Annotated in this window: 24 protein-coding genes; 16 read left to right on the forward strand and 8 right to left on the reverse strand. The window is 39.5% G+C overall.

The window, feature by feature from the left end; genetic code table 11:
- Window positions 1-75 precede the first annotated feature (75 nt).
- From dapB to H3R28_RS06200, 4 genes are all read right to left on the reverse strand, one after another.
- Entirely contained in the window at window positions 76-873 is a 798-nt protein-coding gene (gene dapB / locus H3R28_RS06185; protein WP_155564736.1) for a 4-hydroxy-tetrahydrodipicolinate reductase, read from the reverse strand.
- A gap of 35 nt (window positions 874-908) precedes the next feature.
- Entirely contained in the window at window positions 909-2,045 is a 1,137-nt protein-coding gene (gene dnaJ, locus H3R28_RS06190) for a molecular chaperone DnaJ (RefSeq protein ID WP_110439202.1), read from the reverse strand.
- Between the two features lie 129 nt (window positions 2,046-2,174).
- Window positions 2,175-4,112: a molecular chaperone DnaK gene (dnaK, locus tag H3R28_RS06195; RefSeq protein WP_122124196.1), complete on the reverse strand. Its 1,938-nt coding sequence runs from the start codon at window positions 4,110-4,112 to the stop codon at window positions 2,175-2,177.
- 234 nt (window positions 4,113-4,346) lie between these two features.
- On the reverse strand, window positions 4,347-4,964 hold the full coding sequence (locus tag H3R28_RS06200; RefSeq protein ID WP_198210220.1) for a nucleotide exchange factor GrpE: 618 nt from the start codon (window positions 4,962-4,964) through the stop codon (window positions 4,347-4,349).
- Window positions 4,965-5,220: 256 nt separating this feature from the next.
- Between H3R28_RS06200 and H3R28_RS06205 the strand changes: the two genes are divergently transcribed.
- From H3R28_RS06205 to H3R28_RS06270, 15 genes are all read left to right on the forward strand, one after another.
- Window positions 5,221-5,931: a response regulator transcription factor gene (locus H3R28_RS06205; RefSeq protein WP_110439199.1), complete on the forward strand. Its 711-nt coding sequence runs from the start codon at window positions 5,221-5,223 to the stop codon at window positions 5,929-5,931.
- Between the two features lie 43 nt (window positions 5,932-5,974).
- Entirely contained in the window at window positions 5,975-7,735 is a 1,761-nt protein-coding gene (locus H3R28_RS06210; protein WP_370552835.1) for an ATP-binding protein, read from the forward strand.
- A 367-nt stretch (window positions 7,736-8,102) separates the two neighbouring features.
- Complete coding sequence (locus tag H3R28_RS06215; RefSeq protein ID WP_198210224.1) at window positions 8,103-8,969, forward strand: OmpW family protein; 867 nt, start codon at window positions 8,103-8,105, stop codon at window positions 8,967-8,969.
- 18 nt (window positions 8,970-8,987) lie between these two features.
- Window positions 8,988-10,352 (forward strand): oxygen-independent coproporphyrinogen III oxidase, encoded by a 1,365-nt coding sequence (hemN, locus tag H3R28_RS06220; protein ID WP_198210226.1) that lies wholly within the window; start codon window positions 8,988-8,990, stop codon window positions 10,350-10,352.
- Between the two features lie 14 nt (window positions 10,353-10,366).
- On the forward strand, window positions 10,367-11,023 hold the full coding sequence (locus H3R28_RS06225) for a 2OG-Fe(II) oxygenase (protein WP_198210228.1): 657 nt from the start codon (window positions 10,367-10,369) through the stop codon (window positions 11,021-11,023).
- Between the two features lie 84 nt (window positions 11,024-11,107).
- Window positions 11,108-12,754: an electron transfer flavoprotein-ubiquinone oxidoreductase gene (locus tag H3R28_RS06230; RefSeq protein ID WP_198210230.1), complete on the forward strand. Its 1,647-nt coding sequence runs from the start codon at window positions 11,108-11,110 to the stop codon at window positions 12,752-12,754.
- 39 nt (window positions 12,755-12,793) lie between these two features.
- Window positions 12,794-13,543 (forward strand): electron transfer flavoprotein subunit beta/FixA family protein, encoded by a 750-nt coding sequence (locus H3R28_RS06235; RefSeq protein WP_198210232.1) that lies wholly within the window; start codon window positions 12,794-12,796, stop codon window positions 13,541-13,543.
- Between the two features lie 2 nt (window positions 13,544-13,545).
- Entirely contained in the window at window positions 13,546-14,493 is a 948-nt protein-coding gene (locus H3R28_RS06240; protein WP_198210233.1) for an electron transfer flavoprotein subunit alpha/FixB family protein, read from the forward strand.
- A 91-nt stretch (window positions 14,494-14,584) separates the two neighbouring features.
- A complete protein-coding gene (locus H3R28_RS08995; RefSeq protein WP_255412377.1) occupies window positions 14,585-14,716 on the forward strand; it encodes a hypothetical protein in 132 nt (43 codons plus the stop codon).
- 48 nt (window positions 14,717-14,764) lie between these two features.
- Window positions 14,765-15,667 (forward strand): metal ABC transporter solute-binding protein, Zn/Mn family, encoded by a 903-nt coding sequence (locus H3R28_RS06245; RefSeq protein ID WP_198210241.1) that lies wholly within the window; start codon window positions 14,765-14,767, stop codon window positions 15,665-15,667.
- Window positions 15,667-16,425 (forward strand): metal ABC transporter ATP-binding protein, encoded by a 759-nt coding sequence (locus H3R28_RS06250; protein WP_155567441.1) that lies wholly within the window; start codon window positions 15,667-15,669, stop codon window positions 16,423-16,425. Before H3R28_RS06245 ends, H3R28_RS06250 begins: the two co-directional genes overlap by 1 nt.
- Window positions 16,426-16,448: 23 nt before the next feature.
- A complete protein-coding gene (locus tag H3R28_RS06255; protein WP_232351249.1) occupies window positions 16,449-17,258 on the forward strand; it encodes a metal ABC transporter permease in 810 nt (269 codons plus the stop codon).
- 90 nt (window positions 17,259-17,348) lie between these two features.
- On the forward strand, window positions 17,349-18,275 hold the full coding sequence (rapZ, locus tag H3R28_RS06260) for an RNase adapter RapZ (protein ID WP_198210242.1): 927 nt from the start codon (window positions 17,349-17,351) through the stop codon (window positions 18,273-18,275).
- A gap of 49 nt (window positions 18,276-18,324) precedes the next feature.
- Entirely contained in the window at window positions 18,325-19,899 is a 1,575-nt protein-coding gene (gene purH, locus H3R28_RS06265; protein WP_198193584.1) for a bifunctional phosphoribosylaminoimidazolecarboxamide formyltransferase/IMP cyclohydrolase, read from the forward strand.
- A gap of 14 nt (window positions 19,900-19,913) precedes the next feature.
- A complete protein-coding gene (locus tag H3R28_RS06270; RefSeq protein WP_155581015.1) occupies window positions 19,914-20,459 on the forward strand; it encodes a hypothetical protein in 546 nt (181 codons plus the stop codon).
- Window positions 20,460-20,491: 32 nt separating this feature from the next.
- Here the strand turns inward: H3R28_RS06270 and H3R28_RS06275 are convergent, their stop codons facing one another.
- The 4 genes from H3R28_RS06275 to gmk are packed head-to-tail and all read right to left on the reverse strand — an operon-like array spanning window position 20,492 to window position 25,358.
- A complete protein-coding gene (locus tag H3R28_RS06275) occupies window positions 20,492-21,997 on the reverse strand; it encodes a replicative DNA helicase (protein ID WP_347400856.1) in 1,506 nt (501 codons plus the stop codon).
- A gap of 4 nt (window positions 21,998-22,001) precedes the next feature.
- The gene (locus tag H3R28_RS06280) at window positions 22,002-23,213 is read right to left on the reverse strand and encodes an AGE family epimerase/isomerase (RefSeq protein ID WP_198210244.1); all 1,212 of its coding nucleotides are present in this window, start codon (window positions 23,211-23,213) and stop codon (window positions 22,002-22,004) included.
- Between the two features lie 35 nt (window positions 23,214-23,248).
- Entirely contained in the window at window positions 23,249-24,694 is a 1,446-nt protein-coding gene (gene rfaE1 / locus H3R28_RS06285; RefSeq protein WP_198210465.1) for a D-glycero-beta-D-manno-heptose-7-phosphate kinase, read from the reverse strand.
- A gap of 7 nt (window positions 24,695-24,701) precedes the next feature.
- Window positions 24,702-25,358, reverse strand: a complete 657-nt coding sequence (gene gmk / locus H3R28_RS06290; RefSeq protein WP_155567436.1) for a guanylate kinase — start codon at window positions 25,356-25,358, stop codon at window positions 24,702-24,704.
- A gap of 67 nt (window positions 25,359-25,425) precedes the next feature.
- On the opposite strand from gmk, the gene H3R28_RS06295 reads away from it, so the two are divergent.
- A complete protein-coding gene (locus H3R28_RS06295) occupies window positions 25,426-26,226 on the forward strand; it encodes an SDR family oxidoreductase (protein WP_232351250.1) in 801 nt (266 codons plus the stop codon).
- The last annotated feature ends 31 nt before the right edge of the window (window positions 26,227-26,257 follow it).

Raw genomic sequence — 26,257 nt, forward strand, 5'->3', positions numbered from 1 at the left:
TAAATAAAAAAACACAAGTATTGTAAACAGACCCTTTTGTGGTCTATCCGTCAAGTATTAATTTAAAAAAAATTATTATTTGACCGGATCCAGTCCCAAAACATGGTTCATGTCATATAAACCTGCGGGTTTATTGATACACCAAAAAGCTGATCGAACGGCACCTTTTGCAAAAATGCGACGATCAAAAGCTTTATGTGTAAGAACAATTTCCTCAACATCGGAGAGAAATATGGCACTATGTTCACCAACAATTTGCCCGCCCCTTAAGGAAGCAAATCCGATGGCATCTTTTTTCCGGGCCCCTGTAAACCCTTTTCTGCCAATTTCTGCAACAGATCCTAAATCCACCTTTCTTGCCTTTGCAATGGATTCCCCGATTGCCAAAGCTGTTCCAGATGGAGCATCAATTTTTTGACGATGGTGTGTTTCCACAATCTCAGCATCATACTGATCGGCAGGCAAAGCTTTCGCCAGTTCAAAAGCCAGTCGGGTTATCAAGGTTACACCAGGTGAAAAATTAGCCGCCTGAACAACGGGAATGGTTTTTGCGGTTTCTTTGATAAGTTTTTGGACGGATTCAGATATGCCTGTTGTTCCTAAAATCCATGCTGTTTTACTATTGTTTAATGCTTTTGCATGTGTTTCCGTTGCTGTAGCATTTGTAAAATCGATAATTACATCACTTTTTTCGACCAGACTTGCAATGTCAGAGAAGATTTGAACAGAATCTGGTATATCATGAATGTCTTTTGAAAGTGATGTACCTCCAGATAAAACAGCATTATCTCTAGAGGTAATTTCTTCCATCAAAAGACGTCCAACACGTCCGGTTATGCCAGCAATACCAATACGTAAAACAGATGTATTCATTCTAAACACTTTCATTTATCAAAGATATAGATTAATCAGGATTTTCCTTCAAAGAAATCTTTGACTTTCTTAAAAAAACTTGTTGTTTCCGGATTTCCCTCATTTTCTTTATTTTGCGCTTCTGCCTCAAATTCTTCAAGCAGCTCTTTCTGGCGTTTTGTCAAATGTTGAGGAATCTCGACTTTGACTTCAATATACATATCACCACGTGATGAAGAGCGTAGAACAGAAAACCCCTTACCTCGTAAACGGAATTGTTTACCTGTTTGGGTACCGGCAGGAATTTTCACTTTTGATCTGCCACCATCTATGATAGGCACTTCAAGCTCTGTTCCCAAAGCAGCCTGCGTGATTCGAATGGGGATACGACAGAATATATTTGCCCCTTCTCTGTGAAATAGATCATGGGGTAAAACAGAAACATATACGTATAAATCCCCAGGTGGATTTCCATTGCTGCCGGCCTCCCCTTCCCCCGAAATCCTTATACGGGTTCCATCTTCAATTCCGGCAGGTATATCGATTTCCAACTCTTTATCTTGATTTTCAAGCCCGGTACCATGACATTTTTTACATGGGTTACTGATGACCTGGCCTGTTCCATGACAGGTATTACAAGGGCGTTCTACCAGAAAAAATCCCTGTTGAGCACGGATTTTTCCAGAACCATGACAGGTCGGACAGGTTTTATTTCCATTGGTTTTGTCTGTTGATCCTGATCCATCACAGCTTTGGCAAGGTTTTTTTGTTTTATATTTTACCTTTTTCTTAATGCCTGTAAAAGCTTCAGTTAACTGGATTTCGGTTTGAATTTGGATATCAGCACCAGAACGTTTGCGACTGTTACCGCCACGGTTCATACCCATCATATCGCCGAACATGTCAAAGATATCGCTGAAGCCACCAGCTCCAAAACCACCACCGAAACCATTACCGGCCCCGCCATTTTGGAAAGCATCGTGACCAAAACGGTCATAAGCGGCTTTTTTCTGTTCATCTTTTAGAACATCATAGGCCTCATTGATTTCTTTAAATTTGGCTTCCGCCTCCTGATCGCCAGGATTACGATCAGGATGGTATTGCATTGCTTTCTTGCGATAAGCTTTTTTAATTTCTTCGCTACTTGACGTGCGACTAATCTCTAGAATTTCATAATAATCTCGTTTAGACATTGATGTCCTCAAATTATCTTCAAATAGGTATCGTAACAAAAAGCAGCCCGCCTTTGTTGAAAGGACGGGCTTGACTTCTTACGACATATCAAATTAGTTAATATATCTTATTTAATAGGCATTGACCCATTAGCTAGATTTTTTGTCATTATGATTGACATCTTCAAAATCAGCATCAACAATGTCTTCTTCTGGCTTTGCAGAGGAACCCGCTTGATCTGCAGTTTCTGCTCCAGCAGCCCCTGCGGCTGCATTTGCATCATTGGTTGCTTTGTAAATGGTTTCACCGATTTTCATTAAAAGCTGGGAAAGTTTTTCAGTTGATGATTTTAGGGCTTCCAAATCATCACCTTCTTTTTTGCTTTTAACATCGGCTACGGCAGCTTCAATATCTGATTTTGTTGAAGCATCAATCTTGTCACCATGCTCTTGCAGGTTTTTCTCTACCTGGGCGACCATCATATCTGCCTGATTTCTGCTTTCAACCATTTCTTTCTTCTGCTTGTCTGCCTCAGCATTTGCTTCAGCATCTTTAACCATTTTTTCGATATCGGCATCAGACAGACCACCAGAAGCCTGAATACGAATTTGCTGCTCTTTACCGGTTGCTTTATCCTTGGCGGATACAGAAACGATACCGTTTGCATCAATATCGAATGTTACTTCAATTTGTGGGACTCCACGTGGTGCAGGTGCGATTCCTGTCAGATCAAAGTTGCCAAGCAACTTGTTGTCTGCCGCCATTTCACGTTCACCTTGGTAAACCTTGATGGTAACAGCACTTTGGTTGTCTTCTGCTGTAGAAAAGGTTTGGCTTTTCTTTGTAGGAATGGTTGTGTTTCTATCGATTAAACGTGTGAAAACACCTCCGAGTGTTTCAATTCCAAGGGATAAAGGAGTAACGTCAAGCAACAGTACGTCTTTAACATCCCCCTTAAGAACAGCACCTTGAATGGCAGCACCAATTGCAACGACTTCATCAGGGTTAACGTTACGGGCGGGTTCCTTGCCAAAGAAGCTTTTGACGACCTCGATGACTTTTGGCATACGGGTCATTCCACCTACCAAAATAACCTCATCAATATTATTTGCTGATAATCCGGCATCCTTGATCGCTGCCTTACAAGGTTCTAGGGTTTTGGTGATTAGATCATCAACCAAGCTTTCCAGTTTTGCACGACTTAATTTAATGACCAAGTGTTTTGGACCGGAAGCATCAGCGGTTATAAATGGAAGATTAATTTCCGTTTCTTTTGAAGAGGAAAGTTCGATTTTTGCTTTTTCAGCTGCCTCTTTCAAACGTTGTAAGGCGAGTTTATCACTGCGAAGGTCAATTCCTTGTTCTTTTTTGAATTCATCAGCCAAGAAATCAATGATTCGAGCATCAAAATCCTCACCACCAAGAAAAGTATCACCGTTGGTTGATTTAACTTCAATTACACCATCAGATATTTCTAGAACAGAAATATCAAAAGTACCACCACCTAGGTCATATACAGCAATGGTGCCGCTATTTTTCTTTTCCAAACCGTAGGCCAGCGCGGCGGCTGTTGGTTCGTTGATAATACGAAGAACATCAAGTCCAGCAATTTTACCGGCATCCTTGGTTGCCTGACGTTGCGCGTCATTAAAATAAGCTGGAACAGTAATGACAGCCTGTGTCACTTTTTCGCCCAGATATGCTTCTGCTGTTTCTTTCATTTTGCCTAAAATGAATGCAGAGATTTGTGAAGGGGCGTATTTTTTATCTCTGGCTTCAACCCATGCATCGCCATTTTCACCTTTGACAATAGAATAGGGAACCAACCCCTTGTCACGGCTTACAGTTGGATCGTCAAACCGACGACCAATTAACCGTTTTACGGCGTAAAATGTATTTGTTGGATTGGTGACAGCCTGTCTTTTTGCTGACTGACCAACAAGCATTTCATTGTTTTCAGTGAAAGCAACCATCGAAGGGGTAGTACGGGCCCCCTCACTATTTTCTATTACTTTGGTTTCATTACCTTCACGGATAGCAACACAGGAGTTTGTTGTACCAAGGTCAATACCAATAACTTTACTCATTAATTCATCTCCTAATAGCAACTTTCACAAGACCCGAAGCGCCTTCTAAAAGTCCTTTTCTAAAAATCATGGTCATTAAACATTAACCCCCAATAATGGCGAGGTTACAGTTATGACTTGTTACCATTATATAAGTTTCTTTAGTGAAATCTTCAAGAAACCTTTTGAACAGCTCCATTATACACATTTAATTAATGGAAGTCAGCTAATTAATTTAGTTATTTAATATCTGCATTATGTGTTTTCAGGAGATTTGGCCACGACAACCATGGCTGGTTTTAACAGACGGTCGTTTAGGGTCCATGTTGGTGTCCAGCTTTGAATAATGGTTCCCTGAGGGTGTTCATCAGATGGTTGTTCTGCCATTGCTTGATGTTTATTTGCATCAAATGGACTGCCTGTCGGATCTTCGCATTTGATACCATTTTTTTCCAGAATTTTTAAAAATGAACGTTCAGTACTTTCAAAACCTTCACGCATTTTTGTAATCATTGGATCTTCATTCTCAGCTGGTTTTGGCAAGCTATCAATGCCGCGACGCAGGTTTTCGGCTGCCTCTACGATGTCACGAGCAAATTTCTGTACAGTATACAGGCGTGTATCTTCAAGCTCTTTTTTATGGCGATTGCGCAGATTCTGATTTTCGGCTTCTGAACGCATCCATTGATCTTTCATGGCTTGCAGTTCTTTTTTCAATTTGTCAACTTCACTATTCTGGCTGGAAGAGGAATCTGAAGATTCCGTGCCGTTTTCCTCTTGTGGGAAAATAGTTTCATGACCCCGTGAATCTTGTTCCTGATCAGGAACAGAGCTATTTTCTGTATTGGCGTGTAAATTTTCTTCTTTTGTCATAATAACCAAATTTGTTTTATTCTGTTAAAAAGATTGTAAAAGATATTGGATAAGATCGGTATCCTTACAAAATTTAAGACAGATCTATTTTAATAAACTTTTTGAAAGTTACAAGAAATACGAATGAAATAGAGCAAATAAGATATAGAAATTAACCTTTGGAATTGATTTTATAATTTATTTTCTATTTAACTTTATTCTAGCATATTTATATAAGATTTTGATTTATTTTTAATGGATTAGTGGAGTGTAACAGGTGGAAGCAGGGAAACATGTCATAGCATTGGTTGATGATGACCGTAATATTTTAACCTCTGTTTTTATGATGCTGGAAGCTGACGGTTTTATTGTTCAGACCTATACGGATGGTGAAAGTGCGTTGCAAGGTCTTTTATCACGTCCTGTTGATCTGGTGGTTTTGGATATTAAGATGCCTCGGATGGATGGAATAGAATTGTTGCAGAGACTGCGTAACCGTTCCCAAATTCCCGTGATAATATTATCTTCCAAGGATGAGGAAATTGACCAGTTAATGGGGTTGCGCCTTGGGGCAGATGATTATATCACTAAACCTTTTTCCCAGCGTCTTCTTCTGGAGCGTATCCGTGCTTTGTTAAGGCGTCATGAAGTCAATAAGGCTGAAAATGATGGTGGGATTAATAACGGTTTGGTTATTCGTGGTGCTTTAACCTTGGATGATATGCGTCATCAATGTCGTTGGCATGACCAGGATATTCAATTGACAGTAACTGAATTTTTATTGACCAAAGCATTGGCAACACGGCCCGGCCTGGTAAAATCAAGGGATCAGTTGATTGATGCTGCCTATGGTGAAAATATTTATGTTGATGATAGAACAATAGATAGTCATATTAAACGTATCCGCAAGAAATTTCGTCAGATTGATCCTGAATTTAATAAAATAGAAACGTTGTATGGCATTGGATATCGTTACAAAGAAGATTAGAAAAGTCTATAAACTCTTTGGTTTTTTTTATCGTCATTACCCTTTGGAGGATAGAAGATTCAGGAAACTTTTTTTCTCTCCTCTGATGAAGAGGATATTATTGGTTAATACGCTTCCTCTTGTGGTTTTGGTTGTTACACTTCTTTATTTGAATCAATTTCAGAATAGCCTGTTGGAAACAGAAATCAATGTTTTACGGGAGCAGGCAAAAATTTATGCTGGAGCACTCAGCCAAAGTGCAATCAAGAAGATTAAGGATGATGTTTTTTTTCGATCCTTAGATTTTTATGCTCTGGTGCCAGAACATCGGAATAATCAATCTTTATCTGTTGAATTGGCCAGACCTCTTTTGTTAAGCCTAACAAACCCCAGTCCACGTGTACGTGCACGTGTTTATGCCGTTAATGGGAAACTGGTTATTGACAGTCAAAATGAAAGAAAAAAAACATATAGATCTCATAAAGATAATCGACTTGATAATTCAGTTTTTTCAAATACAGAGCAGGATACACAGAAAAAAATAACCGTATTTGGTGAGAGTAATAAAAATAAATATTTAAATTATGACGGATTTTTAGAACAGATTTATGATCATCTTTTAAGTTGGCTTCCCTATACGAATGCAAGAAGAATTGAGTTTCTTGAAATGGGTGCCGATCCAGATAGTGTACCTTATGATAATCAGACATTTAAGCTGCATGAATTATCAAATAATTATGAAGCTCCCCCTTATATTCGTAGGACGGTTGATTATCGTTTGTTGATTACCGTATCTGAACCTATCATCCATCAGAACCAGCTTGTAGGTATTATTGAACTGACAAGAGAGGCACAGGATATCGATCAGGCGCTATTTTCTGTGCGTGCATCAATTTTGATTCTATTTTTAGTTGCCTTGGCAATAACGGTCCTATTATCTTGGTATTTGTCGTTGACTATTGCAAAACCTTTACTGAGTTTGGCTAATTCCGCTTACAGGATTCATAAATCTACGGGACGAAACAGAATGATTCCTGATTCCCTTTTGATCCGAAAAGATGTTATCGGTGATCTGGCAAGGGCAATTCAGGATAGTGCAAGAGAGTTATGGGCCAAGATGGATGCAATTGAGCGTTTTGCGGCTGATGTCAGTCATGAGCTGAAAAATCCTTTGTCTTCCATTCGTTCTGCAATTGAATTGTTACCAAGAATAAAAGATGATAAACATCGTCAACAGTTATTATTCATCATTACCGATGATGTTAAACGTTTGGATCGTTTAATAACGGATATTGCCAATTCAAGCCGTATTGAATCTGAAATGTCAAGGGTGACTCCAAAAGCTGTTGCTGTAGCGCCTCTTTTTCGTTTGCTTGCTGATATCAATGCAGCCACACAGAAAGAAGATGATCCTTATATTGTTGTGGATCTGAAAAATGACGATACTAAATATCCGCTTTCTGTTTTGGCAATTGAAGATAGACTGGTACAGGTTTTAAGGAATTTGATTGGAAACGCATCTTCTTTTTCTCCATCAAAGGGAAGAATTATTTTGTCGGCTGTTGCAGTCAAAGATAACGTGGAGATCATGGTCAGTGATGAGGGGCCGGGGATTCCTGAAAACAAATTAAATAATATCTTTGAACGGTTCTATACAGAGCGACCTCAAGGAGAAAATTTTGGGCAACATTCAGGCCTTGGATTATCAATTTGTCGGCAAATTGTGGTTGCCTTGAAAGGGTCAATTCGTGCCTATAACCGGTATGATGATGCAGGAAAAGTTATTGGCGCCTCTTTTGTGGTTTCTTTACCAAGGGCAAAATAACTGATTGGATTTTGTTTTAAATTTAAAAATTTAATCAAACAAAAACCGATTCGCTCAAAGAATTTTCGAATATTTAATTACAATTAAAGATATATTACAAATATATATTTGTAATATAATATGTAAAAAAAATACTTATTAAAATAATGATTATCCTAATTTGTTAAGCTTTATCAGGAACTAATTAATTTTTTTTGCGAAAGATTACATATTTATTTGTTGTTATTTGGTCACATTATGTATTGTTTAAGTATATATTGTTAGAAACTGGTTGCCTGATCAATGGTTATGATCCTAATAAAAAAGAACATTTAACTATTTAATTTGATCATTTCATCTTTACTTTGATCAGTAAGGTTTCACCACAATGAAAAAATCATTAAGTCGTATTCTTACCTGTGCATTTTTGTTTACGCCAGTCGCAGGCTATGCACAACAACATTATGCTTCTCCTAATCTGACTCCTGCTGTCAATCCAGCATTGGCTTCAGCTTCAAGCACAACTGCCCCAGCAACGGCAATTCCTATGAGAAGAGAAGAAATCTGGGCTTCTGGCTGGAGTGGAAAAATCCAGTATCGTGAAGTTCCAATGTATGCTCCACCTAAAAAACCAAAACCTCATTGTGGTTTATTTAAAACATGTCCTGGTGTAACCAGAATTGGTTTGGGTAAAGGTGATTTTATCATCAGATTAAGTGCATTGGGTGTTATCACGAATAATACAAGTTCTAAAACATCCGTTGGAGGGCATGTCAATGCAACCAACCAGGTTATGCCTGAATTAAGTTTTGATTATTTTGTCACGGATAATTTGTCATTTGAATTAATTGCGGCAAGTACACGTCATGAAATCAAGGCACAGGGTGTCCCGGGTCTTGGTAAGGTGGATGTGGGCAGTGGATGGATTTTGCCTCCTACCTTGACAGCACAATGGCATTTCCGTCCTCATAAGGCCTTTAATCCTTATGTAGGTGTTGGCTTGACAGTAGCTTTCTGGCATAATATCTCTCCTGCAGGGGGTATTGTCAAAAAAGTGGGGTTGGAAACAGCAGTTGGTCCATCTTTCAATTTCGGGTTTGATTATCAGATTGTTGGGAACTGGTTCTATAATGCTGATGTAAAACAGATTCTTTTACAACAACGTGCCCACATTAATGACAGTCCTAACAGAATTGATGCTCGTACTTCTTTGAATCCAACCGTTGTAAGTATGGGTATTGGATATCGCTTTTAATTCATTGCGGAGATTGGCATGAAACCCGAAGTTTCCTTTGACCGTCTTGCGCGGTATGAAGGAAACGTGCCGCGTTATACAAGTTACCCAACAGCTGTACAGTTTGAAGAGCGTGTCGGGTTTAACGAGTATAAACATTGGTTGCAGGCTTTTCCTGAAGAAGAGCCTGTTTCTTTGTATATCCATGTTCCTTTTTGTGATGAATTGTGCAAATTTTGTGCCTGTAACACACAAGTCGTTCATCAAGTTAATGTGCGGGTTGCTTATGGTAATCTTCTATGTGATGAATTGAAACGACTGGCAACCCTTTTAAAATCGCGTCGTAAAGTAAGTTTTGTTCATTTTGGTGGGGGTACTCCTACAACATTACCGATTGAAGCGATGAAAAAGGTAATGTCAACAATACGATCCTTATTTTATGTTCAGCAAGATGCCGATATTTCGATAGAATTAGATCCAAGACATATCTCCGAGGATTATCTTGTATTATTACCCTCTGTTGGGTTTACACGGGTTAGCCTTGGAGTTCAGGATATTGCTCCTGAAGTGCAAAAGGCTTGCGGTCGAATCCAGAGTTTTGAAATGATTTCTGATTGTATTGATCGTGTCAGACAGAAAAATATAAAATCGGTTAATTGTGATTTGATTTATGGTCTGCCCAATCAAACAGCTGCCAGTGTTCGAGAAACGATAGAAGCTATTGTGACGTTAAGGCCTGATCGTTTGGCTGTTTTTGGTTATGCACATGTCCCATGGAAATTTAAACGCCAAACTTTGTTGGAGGGGGAAATCTTACCCAATCCGGCTGAACGTTTTGAGCAGAGACAGATTATTGATGAAGTTTTAAAAAAAGCGGGTTATCGAGTTATCGGATTTGATCATTATGCTTTGCCTCATGATTCCATGAGTAAGGCAATGGAAAAAGGTGCACTTCATCGCAACTTCCAGGGATATACCGTAGACCAAGCCAAAGCACTGTTAGGGGTTGGTGCTTCATCAATTTCAATTTTACCGCAAGGTATTTTTCAAAATCAGCCATCTTCCTATGGCTATCAAAAGGCAATGCAGCAGTCCGATATCTTGCCTGTTGTAAGGGGGGTACAGCGTAGTACAGCAGATTTGTTCCGTTGGGAAATAATTGAGCGGTTAATGTGTGACTTACATGTTGATTTAAAGAAAATGATTGGTCAATATAAACAAGATTCATCTTTGTTAGGTGAGTTTCTTACAAAGCTACGCAGTTTTGAAGAGGATGGTCTGGTTATTATTCGTAATAATGAAATTACAGTGACAGAAGAAGGTCGTCCCTTTTTACGAAATATTGCCGTGGTTTTTGATGCTTATTACCGTGCAGCTCCCCATCGCCATGCGCAGGCGATTTAGGTGAAAGAAAAATTATGCAACTTGTAGAAGAGATAAAGCAAACTAAACAAGATATCAAAAACGTAATTGATCATGCTGATTATCATTCGCTGCCATATTCCTATTGGACAATGACGAATGTTTTGCCTTCATTTATTTGTGACTCTCTGTTGAATTGGATGCCTGATTCAAGATCTATTGCCGGTGATGTGAAGGGCAAAAGGGAAAATCATAATAAAGATCGTGTATTTGTAACCCGGCAAAAACAGAGGGAGGATCCCGCCTGTGCGGTTTTGGCGCAAGTTTTTGATTCAGAGGAAATTCGTTCTGCTTTCTCTCATTTAACAGGTGGTGATCTTTCCAATACTTGGTTAAGATTGGAATTATGCCTTGATACTGATGGGTTCTGGTTGGAACCACATACAGATATTGGGGCAAAGAAATTAACCTTTTTGCTTTCTTTATCCACTGCAGAAGGGGCCGAGGGATGGGGGACCGATATCATGAATGAGGAAGGTCAGTCTTTGGGAAGAAGCTCAGGCGTTTTCAATTCAGCATTTTTATTTATTCCCGCTAAAAATACCTGGCATGGTTTTGAAAAGCGACCTATCAAGGGAGTGCGTCGTACCCTTATTTTAAATTATGTAGATTCAAGTTGGCGTGCAAAACATGAATTGGCATTTCCCTCATAATTGAATAAAGTCTTTTTAATTAAGATTAAAGATATATATAATTTGCAACTTGATAAATATCAGCAGAAGAGAGATTAAGGAATTATGGGTGAGGTTGTGCGAGAGCAAATGGAATTCGATATTTTAATCGTTGGTGGAGGACCTGCCGGTCTTTCAGCGGCAATACGATTAAAGCAATTACTTCCATCTCTTGAGATCTGTTTGATTGAAAAGGCTTCTGAAATTGGTGCCCATATTGTTTCAGGAGTAGTGATCGAACCGACAGCGCTTAATGAGTTGATCCCAGATTGGCAGCAAAAAAACGCCCCTTTAGACACGTCGGTTCAGCATGAGGCATTTTTTTATCTGCCGAATGAAGACAAGTCTATAAATATCCCCATTATTAAATCTATTATGCCTCAAATGGACAATGAGGGAAATTATGTGGGAAGTTTGGGTGATTTTTGTCGGTGGCTGGCCGCAGAAGCTGAAGCAATGGACATTCAAATTTTTCCAGGATTTGCTGGTAGTGATCTCATAATTGAAAATAATCGAGTTATGGGTGTAGTGACTGGTGATATGGGACTTGAAAAAGATGGCAGCCAGGGAGGCAATTATGTTCCAGGTATGGAGCTAAGGGCAAAATATACGTTATTTGCAGAAGGCTGTCGTGGTTCCTTATCCAAAAAGCTCATGGGCTTTTTCAATTTACGTCAAGGTGTTGACCCACAAACATACGGAATTGGAATTAAGGAATTATGGGAAATTCCACAGGAAAAATTTTCGGCTGGATATATACAGCATAGCTTTGGTTGGCCCTTGGACAATCGCACTTATGGTGGTTCATGGCTTTATCATTTTGGCAGTAATCTGGTTTCATGTGGTTTTGTTTTGGGATTGGATTACGAAAATACCTGGCTTTCTCCATTTGATGAAATGCAGCGTGTAAAAAAACATCCCATTATCCGCAAATATTTAGAGGGAGGCAGAAGAATAGGATACTCTGCCCGTGCATTATCTGAAGGTGGATACCAATCCATTCCAAAACTGACCTTTCCTGGTGGTCTATTAATCGGAGACGCAGCAGGCTTTTTGAATGTTCCAAAAATTAAGGGAACGCATACTGCAATGAAATCAGGAATGATTGCCGCTGAGTCGATTGTTGAGGCATTAAATACACAACAAGCAGAACCTATGATTTATCAATTTCGTATCCGTAAATCCTGGGTTTATGATGAATTGTATCAAGTGAGGAATATTCGTCCCGCATTTGCAAAATTTGGAGCAAGGTTTGCAACATTGTATACGGGATTTGATTCCTTGGTTCGGGGGAAAGTGCCTTGGACCTTTCGCCATCGTTTGGCTGATAACGATAAATTAAAAGCGGCTTCTTTATGTGTTAAACCTGATTATCCAAAGCCCGATGACAAATTGACATTCAGTCGTGAATCTTCCGTATTTTTGGCGAATATTGATCATCGTGATGATCAGCCTGTTCATCTGAAATTAAAAAATCCTTCAATTTGGAAAACGGTTAATTGGGATATTTTCAAGGCTCCTGAAACAAGATATTGTCCGGCTGGTGTTTACGAGGTTGTTGATGCTGATCATGAGAATCAAGAACCCAAATTACAGATTAATGCGCAAAATTGTATTCATTGTAAGACTTGTGATATCAAGGATCCAACACAGAATATCGATTGGGAAACACCTGAAGGCGGCAGTGGTCCCAATTATTCAGGGGGAATGTAGAAATCATTTAATTATGTGTAATTATAGAGAAAGGTCATTATGAAAGTAATTGTTCCGGTTAAAAGGGTTGTTGATTCCAATATAAAACCGCTGATAAAATCAGATGGATCCGATGTTGAGATTAATGGTGTAAAAATGTCCATGAATCCTTTTGATGAAACAGCTGTTGAGGAGGCTGTTCGTTTAAAGGAGAAAAAAATTGTCTCGGAAATTGTGGTTGTTTCCATAGGAGAAGCGAAATGCCAAGATACATTGCGAACAGCTATGGCAATGGGGGCGGATCGGGGAATTCTGGTGACAACGGATAAGGTTGTGGAGTCTCTGACCGTTGCAAAAATTTTGCAACACTTTGTGGACAGGGAAAAACCCGACCTTGTGTTAATGGGTAAACAGGCCTCAGATGATGATATGAATGCGACAGGGCAGATATTAGCTGCCAAACTTGGATGGGGACAGGGTACTTTTGTCAGTAAACTGGAGTTATCTAATGGACACGCAAAAATTGCCAGGGAAGTCGATGATGGACAGGAAATTCTCGAGCTAACATTGCCAGCGGTCATTACAACCGATTTACGGTTGAATGAACCTCGTTATGCATCATTACCCAATATTATGAAAGCACGTAAAAAGCCTTTGGAAACGGTCGCTTTATGTGAATTGGGAATTGAGGCAAAAAAACATTTGGAAGTTATTTCCGTAAAAGAATCCTCTTCATCTCGTGAAAGCGTCATTGTTGATTCCGTTGATGCATTACTTGATAAACTTAAAAATGAAGCAAAGGTAATTTAAGAATGACCGTTTTAGTTTTGGCAAGTTATGAAAAAGGTGATCAAATTCGTTCTATTACCCGATCAGCGATTACAGCCGCATCCAAACTAGGGGAAGTTCATGTTCTATTAGCTGGGAAAAACCTAGAAGCAATAACGAAAAAGGCTGTGGCGCTGGCTGGTGTTTCAAAGGTGCTGGTTGCTGATCATGAGGTGTATGCCCATATGTTGGCAGAGCCAACCGCAGATCTGATTGCATCTCTGGCCGATTCTTATGATACGGTTATTGTTCCTGCAAATGCTGAAGGAAAAGATATTTTGCCTCGTGTTGCTGGGTTGTTGGATATGCAGCCTGTATCTGATGTTATCGAAATTATTGATGCCTCCACCTTTGTGAGACCTATTTATGCTGGGAGCATTTTGGCAACGGTTAAGTCTCATGATTCCAAAAAGCTTTTATCTGTTCGTGGAACGGCTTTTGCTCCTGTTGCTGAAGATGGGGGGAGTGCCGAGATTGAGACTCTGGGTAATTTCCCCGGTTCAGAAAAATCATTATCCAAATTCTGTGAACTGCAAATTTCCCAATCGGACAGACCAGAATTGGAATCTGCCCGTGTTGTTATTTCAGGCGGACGGGGTATGCAAAGCGGTGAAAACTTTGTGTTAATTGAAAAGGTGGCGGATCAATTAAATGCCGCCATTGGGGCATCTCGTGCTGCAGTTGATGCCGGATTTATCAATAATGATTGTCAGGTTGGCCAAACAGGGAAAATTGTTGCTCCGGAATTATATATCGCAGTAGCCATTTCTGGTGCCATTCAGCATCTTGCGGGTATGAAAGACAGTAAGATCGTGGTTGCAATTAACAAAGATCCCGATGCTCCAATTTTCAAGGCTTCGGATTATGGTATTGTTGGCGACTTATTTGAAATTCTCCCTCAATTAGAGGAAAAACTTAAAGCATTAAGATAAAAGATATTCAATTGAGGCATGATTTTTTAACAATGTTTCAATTGAATGAATAAGGTTAAGTGGAAATATTAATAAGGTTAGGATTAGGGCGATGAAATGGGAATTACAGCAACCAAGAGATAAGTATTATGTTCCAGTTATAACCATTAAATGGTTGTTGATTCTTCATCTGGCCCTAATTGTATTGCTTAGTATTATGATTATTGGTGCCTGGGAATTATAGGAATTGGTGAGCAGTTTAATTTTAAGGTGGGGAATGGCATTCTAAATAATGAAAAATGGTGACATAATCAAGGGCAATTTTTTTTTCAGTATTTTATTAAGTATTTTTGCTTTGTTATTTTATGCTTGTCATGATGATGTAAAAGCCAAAGTTGTTCATATTGTTGCTGCTGAAAATATGTACGGGGACATAGCCCAACAAATAGGGGGTGATAACGTCAAGGTTGACGTGATTTTAAATAATCCTGATCAAGATCCGCATCTATTTGAATTGACCCCGCATATCAGCAGAATGACAAGTCAAGCTGATTTAATCATCATGAATGGTTTAGGGTATGATGACTGGATCAATCGGCTAATTTCCCGTGTTGAAATAAAAAACGGAAAGGTTATCTCCATTCAGGATTTGTTAAATCGTTCTGATGGTAGTAATCCACATTTATGGTATGATCTCCAATCAGTCAAGAAATTGGCTGGGTATTTGGAGCAAAAATTATCTGTTCAGGATCCTGAACACAAGAATTCTTTTGTGCATAATCGTGATTATTTTTTGCATGAAATCGACAGTATAGATCAGCGTATTCATAAAATTCGTGTTCAGCATCCTGATTTAAGCGTGGCTGCTACGGAACCTGTTTTTGGGTTGATGGCCAAACATATGGGTTTTAGGGTATTGGAAGAATCCTATCAATGGGTAATTATGAACGGTGGAGAACCGACTCCTCAGCAAACAGCCCAATTTATCCAGGATTTTAAAACCCATAAAATAAAAATCTTGTTTTATAATAATCAGGTCAGTAACGGCGCGACAGAGCATTTGAAAAAAATGGCGTCAATATATAAAATTCCTGTAATTGGTGTTGAAGAGATTATGCCTGTTTCTCTTTCTTATCAAACATGGATTAACCAGACATTAGATAAAATTGAGGCGGTAATACAGAGCATCCCCTGATGACAATCCTTGCTTGCAATAAGCTGCGTATCCAGTTTGGTAACCGGCTTGTTTTGTCAGATTTAACCTTTAGCATTGATGAACCCCAGTTTATAGGGGTTTTCGGTCCTAATGGAGCGGGCAAAACAAGTTTTATGAAAACAATTTTAGGTATTTTACCTGTTCAGCAAGGAACCTTAAAAATTTTTGGAAAACATCCAAGACAGGTAAGGAAGGAAATAGCCTATATCCCTCAGTATCAAAATATGGATAGCTTTCATTTGACGGGAAGATCATTTATTGCAAGTTCTGTCCATGGGAATCGTTTGGGTTTACCGTTTCTAACAAGAAAAGACCATCAGGAAATAGATCGGGTTCTGGATGATGTGGAGGCAAGGGATCTGGCTGATCTATCCTTGATGGAAATGTCGGGAGGCCAAAAACAGAGAATTTTATTGGCACAAGCCCTTTTGGGGGAGCCAAGATTTATTATACTGGACGAACCTTTTAATAACTTGGATCCCAAATGGGTAAAAGTTATTCTTGCCTTGATAAAAAATATACAGCAGGAAAGAAAAATTTCTGTCTTATTGTCAACGCATGATTTAAATCCGTTAATTCATGTTATGAATCAGGTATTATGTATTGGTAATCAATCAGCAATTCTGGGTAAGGTTCAGGATGTCATTACAGCAAAGACTTTAACGAAGCTTTATGGTTTTCCAATACAGGTGATAAAGGCAAATAATACGTGTTTTGTAACAACATCCTTTAATTAAGAAATTCGAAAGTATATTCTTGGATGCTTACCCTTGAATTTATGTATCATGCTTTTGCCGCTGCAGGGATTGTGGCTTTATTGACAGGGTTTATTGGTTATTTTCTTTTATTGAGAAGAGAGGCCTTTGCAGGACATGCATTATCGCATATAGGGTTCGCTGGGGCGACAGGGGCGGGACTGTTGGGAATATCCCCTTTTGTCGGACTGCTTGTTTTCAGTTTATTTGCTGGTGGATTGATCGGTTTTATAGGTCCACAGTTGAGGGATCGTGATATCGCTATTGGCCTGGTCCTGTCAGCATCAATGGGTTTAGGTCTGTTATTTCTTCATTTTTATACCCATTACGCGACACAAGTTACGAGCTTGTTATTCGGCAATATTTTTGCGGTTGATATAGTCATTTTATATGATCTTGTCGGTCTCGCATTATTTTGCCTGGCTGTTATGCTGTTTTTTATGCGACCTTTGTTATTTGCCACCTTGCAACCAGATTTGGCCGAGACAAGAGGGATCTCTTTACGATGGGTTTCGATAGTCTTTCTAATGCTGGTTGCCTGCATAACTGTTGCTTGTGTTCAAGTGACCGGTATTCTTTTGACCTTTTCTTTGATGATTGGACCTGCTGCTGTTGCCAGGCAATGGGGTAAGACAATATGGCGGGCACTTACGGTTTCGGTTTTCCTGGCAGTATTTGAAGCCTGGAGTGGTATAGTGGTTTCTTGGTATACAGACTTGCCAGTATCTTTTTGGATCAGCTTTTTTAGTTTTGTTATTTATTCAATAAGTTTGCTTTTTTTCAAAAGAAAAATATCATTTCGAAAGTATTTATAAATATCATATTGTATAAAGAGTAAGGATTGCTTAACATAACCCTTTATGGGGTATTTGAAAATTTTTATTTAAAAAGTTGATTTCTTCAGAATGCATGATTTCACGTCAAGTAAGAAATTGGTAATTTTTGTAACGGGATTATCAGGAGCTGGTAAAGCGTCCATTCTTCGGGTTTTTGAGGATCTTGGATATGAACTGGTTGATAATGCGCCTTTACAGCTTATTGCGGATGTTGTTGGGCGTGTTCAGGGACCCATTGCAATAGGCATTGATTCCAGAACCAACGGGTTTGAGGTGAATGCATTTCTAGAGGTTTTAAATAGTTTAAAGCAGGATTCATCCCTTAAGGTTGAACTAATTTACGCCACGGCAGAGTTGGACGTTTTGTTGCGACGTTATACAGCAACCCGTCGCCGTCATCCAATGGCTGCCAATGGTACGGTTAAGGACGGGATTAATGCTGAAATAGCCTTGATGAATCCATTACGAAATGTTGCTGATCTGGTTATTGATACATCGGATCTTCCCCCTATGGAATTAAGGTTGCTTGTGGAAACAAGGTATAACTTTAATCATCTGGATACTAAAAACCGCTTTACCCTAACCTTGATGTCTTTTGCCTTTCCTGTTGGAATTCCAAGAGAGGCGGACATGGTATTCGATGCGCGGTTTTTGCATAATCCTTATTATATATCAGAATTATCAGCACTGACGGGGCTGGATACGTCGATCCAAGATTATGTTAAAAGTGATCCTGATTATGAGAAATTTGTTGATCAGATTTATCAGATGCTAAATTTGATTTTTCCCCGTTTTGCGATAGAAGGAAAAAAATACGTCACAATTGCGGTAGGATGTTCTGGTGGACGTCATCGTTCAGTTACCGTTATAGAGGACCTTGCACGTCGTATTGTTAATTCTAAAGATAAAGAAATGCGTTTCCCTGCATTGGTTATCCATCGTGAACTGGCGCGGCAGGGAATTCAGACATGGCGATGGGTTGCCCATCCTCAATAAAAATTATAATAAGTGTAAATTGTTAGAATATTAGGTTTGGAATATTAATATGGATCAACAGATTATTCCTGTTCGTCGGGCTTTGATTTCTGTTTCTGATAAAACAGGTTTAATTGATTTGGCCAAGTTATTGGCTGAAAACAGCGTGGAAATCTTGTCAACAGGTGGGACAGCCAAAGCACTTCGGAATGCCGGAATAAAAGTGGTGGAGGTTTCGGATTTTACAGGATTTCCGGAAATTCTGGATGGTCGAGTTAAAACACTGGTGCCTCAAATTCATGGTGGGTTATTGGGACGACGTGATCTGTCCAGTCATCAGGAACAAATGAAACAGCATAATATTTTGCCGATTGATTTGTTGTGTGTCAATTTATACCCTTTTGAGGAAACAGTCGTGTCAGGCGCCGGTAAAGAAGATATTATAGAAAATATTGATATCGGTGGTCCAGCTTTAATCAGGGCTGCATCTAAAAACCATAGTCATGTCGCGGTGTTGACGGATGTTCATCAATATGCTGCTTTTAAAGAAGAGATGAAGCAGAATGGTGGAACAACAATACAGCAGCGGCGAAAATGGGCCCAGGCGGCTTATGCCCGGACCGCTGCATATGATGCTGCGATTGCCAGTTGGTTTGCAGGTCAGGCAAAAGATATATTTCCAGAACGCCTAAATTTAAGTGGCCAACGGAAACAGATTTTGCGATACGGGGAAAACCCTCATCAACAGGCTGCTTTTTATACGAATGATGAACAACGTCCGGGTGTTGCAACAGCCCAACAATTACAGGGTAAAGAGCTTTCCTATAATAATTTTAACGATACAGATGCAGCTTTTGAAGCGGTGGCTGAATTTGATAAACCATCTGTTGTTATTGTCAAACATGCAAACCCTTGTGGTGCAGCAAGCGCATCTTCTTTATCAGAAGCTTGGGATTTGGCTTTACGGTGTGATCCTGTTTCTGCTTTTGGAGGAATTATTGCGGTCAATCGTCCATTAGATAAAGAAACCGCACAAAAAATTATAACTATATTTAGTGAAGTGATTATTGCTCCAAAGGTCAATTCAGATGCATTGGAGATCCTTTCAAAGAAAAAGAATGTAAGGGTTTTAGAAACAGGGGCAATGCCTGATCCATTGGCACAAGGTATGACGGTTCGTACTTTGGCGGGTGGGTATCTTTTACAAAATCGTGATAATGGACGACCTTCCGATTTTAAGGTTGTAACTAAACGCGAACCTACTGAAAAGGAAATGGAAGATCTGATTTTTGCCTTTACGATTGGCAAGCATGTTAAATCAAATGCAATTATTTATGTTAAAGATAAAGCGACTGTAGGGATAGGTGCGGGTCAAATGAGTCGTGTCGATTCAGCCAGGATTGCCGCCCACAAAAGTGCGGAAGCAGCTCAAGCAGCCGGTTTAGAAAAACCCATGACCCGGGGAAGTGTTGTTGCTTCAGATGCCTTTTTTCCATTTGCAGACGGTTTGCAGGCTGCCGTAGCGGCAGGAGCCACTGCGGTTATTCAGCCAGGTGGTTCAATGCGTGACAATGAGGTGATTGCGGCCGCAGATGAGGCTGGAATTGCAATGGTTTTTACGGGAATGCGCCATTTCCGTCATTAAAAGGTCAAGGGAAAATGAAACGGATAGGTTTGTTCTGTATTTCTTCTTTATTTCTGTTTGTGCAGTTTGCTTATGCGAAAGAATATCGCTTGAAAAGTCAATTTGATCCAGCTTCGGTTCAATGGTCTAAAACAACAGGAAATGCAGCGGTCGCAGGTATGGGTATCTATCGATTATCCGATGGTACGATGAAAAGTTGTGCAGGACAAACCGTCTATTATTATCCCTATTCTGATTATGTAATGGAACAGTTGCAGTTTAGAATGCGAGGTATTACCAATATCAAGAATTTAAATCCACAGTCTGTTCAATACCGTTTTTCCGTAACTTGTGATCAAGAAGGTGATTTTCACATTGCCTATTTGCCGGCAGGAAAATGGATTTTTGTAATGAATATTCCTGTGGTTAAAAATGATGAAGACTATTCTTTTTACAATCAAGAATCAGATTTAAGTGGTGTCGCTGGGGAAGGGAATGGCATTATTTATCGGATTGTAACCCTTACCCCTCAAAAAGTCACGCAGGTTCCCTTGATTCAGGGGGATGTTAACAGCCATTAACATGAATGGTTTTGTTGATTTTTTTTATTGAATTAATAATCGTGAATTTCGTCAAGATCGGTAAAGCGTGTAAATTCTCCTTCAAAAAAGAGGTCAATTTTACAGGTTGGGCCGTGACGTTGCTTTTCAAGAATGAGTTCTGCTTTATTATGAACCTTATTCATATCTGCTTGCCATTTTTCCAAGGCAATTTGATATTTATCCTCATTTTCAAATGTGGTCGGTTTCGGCATGCGTTGCTGTAAGTAGTATTCATCACGATAGACAAACATGACGCTATCGGCATCCTGTTCAATTGAGCCAGATTCTCGTAAGTCTGAAAGTTGCGGACGTTTATCTTCTCGGCTTTCGACTTGTCTTGAAAGTTGTGAAAGTGCAATAACGGGAATGTTAAATTCTTTTGCCAGAGCTTTTAATCCTTGGGTAATTTGTGAAATTTCCAAGACCCGACTTTCAGGTTTACTGCCAACGGATGGACGCATCAGTTGTAAATAGTCGACGACAACCAATCGCAACCCTTTTGTTCGAGATAATCTCCGGCAGCGTGTTCGCATGACGGATAGACTGATTGCAGGTGTATCATCAATGTAGAGAGGAAGCTGTGATAATTCTCGGCTGACTTGAACAAAGCGATCAAATTCCTTTTGTCCAATTTCTCCACGACGGATGCGTTCACTTGAAACACGTGATTCCTCGGAAAGTAAACGGGTGGCCAATTGTTCAGAAGACATTTCCAAAGAAAAAATGGCAACAGTTCCTATTTTATGATGATTTGTATCCGATTGAATTTGTGATTCTTGTAAAAGATTGCGTGCCGCATTAAAAGCGATTTTAGTTGCCAGGGCAGTTTTTCCCATGGCAGGTCGACCAGCCAGAATAATTAAGTCAGAAGGATGCAATCCCCCAGTTCTTTTATCCAGGTCACGTAATCCTGTCGTGAGTCCGGCGATTCCGCTACTGTTTGTAAAAGCCTTTTCAGCAATTGTAATGGCTTCTGTTAATGCATTTTCAAAGGTGACGAAACCACCCTCTTGCCCTTTATGCGTGGCAAGCTGGAAAAGCTTTTCTTCGCCCAAAGAAATCTGATCAGTGCCATTTATTTCAGTATTTGATTGAAAAGCTTCGTTGACAATATCCTCGCCAATATCAATTAACTGTCTTCTTATCCAGGCATCATGAATAATTTTACCATAATCCTTGGCATTAATAATTCCCACCATGGATTGTAACAATTGTCCTAGATAAGCTACTCCGCCAACCTGATCCAATTTTCCCGAATGTTCAAACTCAGCTTTCAAAGTAACGGCATCCGCTATTTGACCGGCTTCAATACGCTTTACAATAGCATCGTAGATTTCTTTATTGATAGGATCTGAAAAATGTTCACCAATCAAAAAATCGGCGATTTTATCATAAGCTTTATTGTTGGTCAGTAAAGCACCAAGCAATGCCTGTTCCGCTTGAATATTGGTTGGAGGCAGTCTTTGTGACATTTCCAACAAAGATGATTTACTAGAACTGGATTCTTTATTACTCACGTTTTTATTGTATCACTTTTTGTTGATTAATAGGGTTGTTAATTGTGGGGAAATCTGTGGATAATGTGGATAAGTTGATTGTTTTATGAAGTTGTATATAGGCACTCATGATATGATAAAATGAACTGGTTGGAATTTTATCGTTTCTATAATGATAGTGATCATCTAATTGATCTTGCCATGTGCCTGACGGGCAGTGGGTAAAATAACGATATAATAAGTTATGAAGAATTTGGACAAGATGGTGGCAACTCGTTTCATCTTGATTATGAATTGTCGCCCGTAAAGCTTCTGTCTGAACCCATAATCGGGCAGATTTATGGGTTAGTGTCCCGTCTCTTCTTACTTTATCCGCAACGAGTCCGGTTTTTTGATCAATGGCATGTAAACGGTTAAAAAGAAATAGACGGTCAATTTCGTTTTTATAACTGATTCCAGTCAAGCGTTGATATTCGTAAAGTAGCCAAATCCATTCATATTGATGTCCCGGCTCGATGCTTTCCCGAGCCATGCAAGGAGCATTAAACCACCCTTCAGTATAATATTCACCTAAAACACCAGCTTGATGATCAAAAAAATGATTTTTAAATAGAGAAATAAGTTTATGGGCTAAAAGAAGATCTCGTTCATTTTGGGTAACTTCGAACAAGGCCAGCGTTGCTTCCAGGAGATGCATATGCGGGTTTTGTTGACGATATCCGGCAGTCAAGGGGAGAATATTTTTAAAACCACCATCAGGATAAGCCATAAATTGCAGGATCCATTGTATGGTCTGGCGGGCCTGTTGAATGGGTCTGGGATTATTACTCAATTTTCCATACCAGGCCAGAGAGAAAATGATAAAGGCTAGATCATATAAATCAGAAGCTTTATCAAGAATCTTTCCATTTCGTGTTAGGGATTTTGCCCAATGTCCCTCACCTTGAAGGGCATTTTGCATAAAAACATATATTCTTTCAGCAATTATGTTGCTCTTTGTCCATCCCAAAAGTCCTGCTTGACTAAAGGTATAAAGTTGACGTGCCTGAACACGCATTCGTTTGTATCCAGGAAAATCAGGTTGTCCATCAAGCTTTAGTTGTTCATGAACTCCGTAAAGAAAAGGGTTTTCTGCGGTTCCATCACATCCTATTGTTCCCCAATATGGTAAGGCCTTATCAAATAACCAGGAAGTAAAGAGGATATAGTATCGGGTTATATTTTGGGAGATAGGCATAATACTTGACTTTTTAGACTCAAATTAACATTGATTTATAAATGTTTTATTTTATCAATAATATTGGTGGTTGAAAAACCTTTCTGCAATTCTGTCAAAATAACTTTGCCGTTATATTGTTCAACGATATCCTGTCCAACAACTTCTTTTCCAATATAATCTGCCCCTTTGATTAGAATATCAGGTTTTATATGTTGAATAAGATTAAGGGGGGTATCGTCGTCAAAGGCAACAACGGCATCGACATACCGTATGGCAGAAATGAGTCTGGCGCGTTCTTTTAACGGATTAATAGGTCTTTTGGGTCCTTTTAAACGTTGAATACTTGTATCTGAATTCAGTGCAACGATAAGCCGGTCACATTGTGTGCGTGCTGATTGCAAAAGCGATATATGACCTGTATGGAGGATGTCAAAACATCCATTGGTAAAACCAATAGTAAGCCTCTGTTTTTTCCATTTATTGACTTGAAGGGTCAAATCATTCAGTGAAATCAGTTCAGGTGTAACAAGAGGAAAAGCCTCTTCTGAGGATTGTGCTTTCAGTTCATTTTTAACTTCTGCAATGGTGGCGGTGGAGGTTCCCGCTTTTCCGATTACGACACCAGCAGCTGCATTTGCAATATGCATTGATTCCCTTATGCATAATCCCGAGGCGACCCCCAATGCCAAGGTTGCAATAACTGTATCGCCCGCGCCAGAAACATCAAATACCTCCCTAGCTCGGGAGGGTATATGTTGGGTGTTTCTGTTTTTTTCAACTAATGTCATTCCCTTTTCTGATCGCGTGATCAGAATGGCTTGTCCCTGGGTGATATCTAAGAGTTTCTGTCCTGCCTTTTCAAAATCGGTATCAGTTTTCAGGGACATCTGCACGGCCTGGCTTGCTTCAGCAATATTGGGTGTGATACAGGTTGCATGTCTATAAAGGGAAAAATCCCTGGATTTAGGATCAACAAATACAGGCAGGCTGTAATGCTTGGCCCTTTGTATGATAAATTGAATGATCTCAGGGTGACAGACCCCCTTTCCGTAATCAGATATGATAACAGCCTGAACAGATGGAATATTTTTTTCAATATTTTCAATCAATAGGGTGATTTCTTCGGAATGAAGGGGAATAAGACTTTCTTCATCTGCACGAATGATTTGTTGATTTGCAGCGATAAAGCGCGATTTACAGATAGTTGGGCGATAGGGAGAGGAAATAATGGAATCTTCGGGAATATATTTCGAACGCATTATTTTTTTTATTTTCAATGCATATTCATCATTTCCGACTAATCCAACCAGAACAGCCTTACCATTTAGGGATAAAATATTATTGGCAACATTTCCAACACCGCCCAGCATTTCTTTTTGGCTGTTTAAATGAAGAACAGGTACTGGTGCCTCGGGTGAAATACGCTGGACATTTCCGTAAATAAAGCGGTCCAGCATAATATCGCCTATGCACAGGATGGTTAAGGCTGAAAAATCCATTTTAGTATTATCGCTCATGTTGAAAATTTTGAATGAAAGGGTCTAAAAATAATTGTCTGTCTGTTTTTAATCGTTCGCTGGCTAAAATAGATTCAATTTCTTCAATAGCCTTGTTTAATTGATGATTAATAATAACATAATCGAATTCATTCCAATGGGATATTTCATCCATTGCCTTGTTCATTCTATTGTTAATTTCGTCAATATGGTCTGACCCTCTCAGTTGAAGGCGATTTTTTAGTTCATTAAGTGAGGGGGGCAAGATAAAGATACCTACAACATCATGGGGTAAAGCCTTACGAATCTGTTGATGTCCTTGCCAATCTATGTCAAAGATAAGGTCTTTGCCTTCCGACAATAGTTTTTCGACCGGAGCCCTGGGTGTACCATAACCTCGACCAAAGACGGTTGCCCATTCCAGTAACTCATCATTTTCTGCTTGTTTTTCAAATTCTTCTTGACTGATAAAATGATAATGAACACCGTGTTCCTCACCGGGTCGAGGGTCACGGGTTGTTACTGAGATCGAAGGAAACAAATTGGGTTGAGTCGCCCGGAGAGCATTGGCAATTGTTGATTTTCCAGCACCAGAAGGAGCGGAAAGAACAAAACAGATTCCTCTTTTTCTTGGAGTTGATGTTGATTTGGCTTTAGATTCAGACATACCTTGATATTCCTTGATAAGCAGTAATTATTCAAGCTTATAACAGAAAAGTAAACAATATATGTATATGAAATTACGATCAGTTCTAATCACGGGGGCATCATCAGGTATTGGGTATGCCTTGGCTATTCGGCTTGCCAAACCGGGGGTCACATTGCATTTATCAGGCCGGCGTTCGGATGCTTTGGCAGGATTGGCTGAAAAATGTTGTCAATTGGGTGCCAATGTTCATATGAAAATTATTGATGTCTGCAATCATCAGGAAATGGATAAATGGATTAAATCTGTTGGACAGCTTGATCTTGTATTGGCTTGTGCAGGAATTTCTTTCGTTCCCCATGTTGAGACCCATGCGCATGTTATTCCAGAACCAATTGCACAGTGCTATAAAATCATGCAGACCAATATGAATGGTGTCCTCAATACAGTTCTTCCCGCAATTGAGGTGATGCAAAGACAGGAATGCAATTCAGAACATATACGAGGAAGAATAGCTGCTATTGCCTCAATTGCAAGCTTTTTCACTTCGGCCTGGGCTCCATCTTATTGTGCGTCAAAAGCGGCTGTGGATCGGTTTATGGTGGCGAGTGGTATGGGTTGGTGGAAAAAATGCAGAATTCAGTTAACGAGTGTTTGTTGTGGTTTTGTTGAAACACCGATGACACAAAAAAACAAATTTTATATGCCAGGGAAAATATCGGCGGATAAGGCGGCACAATTGATATTGGAAGGGATAGAAGGGCGAAAAAGGCGTGTTATTTTTCCAGTTTGGCTTGCCATTATCGCAAGAACCCTTGATTTGTTTCCTGTTTCTTTTTTGGAAAAAATCTATTTGCCTTATCTTCAGGAACAGGATCGTCATAAATAAAAGATTTATGAATCAATGATCTGTGTGTAAA

It is taken from the genome of Commensalibacter sp. M0268, from assembly GCF_016101925.1.
Taxonomy (GTDB): Bacteria; Pseudomonadota; Alphaproteobacteria; order Acetobacterales; family Acetobacteraceae; genus Commensalibacter; species Commensalibacter melissae.

Excerpts from the sequence above, each read along its gene's own strand:
- gmk (WP_155567436.1), bottom strand. The coding sequence starts at position 25,358 with ATGTCTGAATCTAAAGCCAAATCAACATCAACTCCAAGAAAAAGAGGA.
- H3R28_RS06295 (WP_232351250.1), top strand. The coding sequence starts at position 25,426 with ATGAAATTACGATCAGTTCTAATCACGGGGGCATCATCAGGTATTGGG.
- H3R28_RS06280 (WP_198210244.1), bottom strand. The coding sequence starts at position 23,213 with ATGCCTATCTCCCAAAATATAACCCGATACTATATCCTCTTTACTTCC.
- H3R28_RS06200 (WP_198210220.1), bottom strand. The coding sequence starts at position 4,964 with ATGACAAAAGAAGAAAATTTACACGCCAATACAGAAAATAGCTCTGTT.
- H3R28_RS06225 (WP_198210228.1), top strand. The coding sequence starts at position 10,367 with ATGCAACTTGTAGAAGAGATAAAGCAAACTAAACAAGATATCAAAAAC.
- purH (WP_198193584.1), top strand. The coding sequence starts at position 18,325 with ATGGATCAACAGATTATTCCTGTTCGTCGGGCTTTGATTTCTGTTTCT.
- rfaE1 (WP_198210465.1), bottom strand. The coding sequence starts at position 24,694 with ATGGATTTTTCAGCCTTAACCATCCTGTGCATAGGCGATATTATGCTG.
- H3R28_RS06255 (WP_232351249.1), top strand. The coding sequence starts at position 16,449 with ATGCTTACCCTTGAATTTATGTATCATGCTTTTGCCGCTGCAGGGATT.
- H3R28_RS06270 (WP_155581015.1), top strand. The coding sequence starts at position 19,914 with ATGAAACGGATAGGTTTGTTCTGTATTTCTTCTTTATTTCTGTTTGTG.
- H3R28_RS06215 (WP_198210224.1), top strand. The coding sequence starts at position 8,103 with ATGAAAAAATCATTAAGTCGTATTCTTACCTGTGCATTTTTGTTTACG.
- dapB (WP_155564736.1), bottom strand. The coding sequence starts at position 873 with ATGAATACATCTGTTTTACGTATTGGTATTGCTGGCATAACCGGACGT.
- dnaK (WP_122124196.1), bottom strand. The coding sequence starts at position 4,112 with ATGAGTAAAGTTATTGGTATTGACCTTGGTACAACAAACTCCTGTGTT.
- H3R28_RS06250 (WP_155567441.1), top strand. The coding sequence starts at position 15,667 with ATGACAATCCTTGCTTGCAATAAGCTGCGTATCCAGTTTGGTAACCGG.
- rapZ (WP_198210242.1), top strand. The coding sequence starts at position 17,349 with ATGCATGATTTCACGTCAAGTAAGAAATTGGTAATTTTTGTAACGGGA.
- H3R28_RS06245 (WP_198210241.1), top strand. The coding sequence starts at position 14,765 with ATGAAAAATGGTGACATAATCAAGGGCAATTTTTTTTTCAGTATTTTA.
- H3R28_RS06230 (WP_198210230.1), top strand. The coding sequence starts at position 11,108 with ATGGGTGAGGTTGTGCGAGAGCAAATGGAATTCGATATTTTAATCGTT.
- H3R28_RS08995 (WP_255412377.1), top strand. The coding sequence starts at position 14,585 with ATGAAATGGGAATTACAGCAACCAAGAGATAAGTATTATGTTCCAGTT.
- H3R28_RS06240 (WP_198210233.1), top strand. The coding sequence starts at position 13,546 with ATGACCGTTTTAGTTTTGGCAAGTTATGAAAAAGGTGATCAAATTCGT.
- H3R28_RS06235 (WP_198210232.1), top strand. The coding sequence starts at position 12,794 with ATGAAAGTAATTGTTCCGGTTAAAAGGGTTGTTGATTCCAATATAAAA.
- hemN (WP_198210226.1), top strand. The coding sequence starts at position 8,988 with ATGAAACCCGAAGTTTCCTTTGACCGTCTTGCGCGGTATGAAGGAAAC.
- dnaJ (WP_110439202.1), bottom strand. The coding sequence starts at position 2,045 with ATGTCTAAACGAGATTATTATGAAATTCTAGAGATTAGTCGCACGTCA.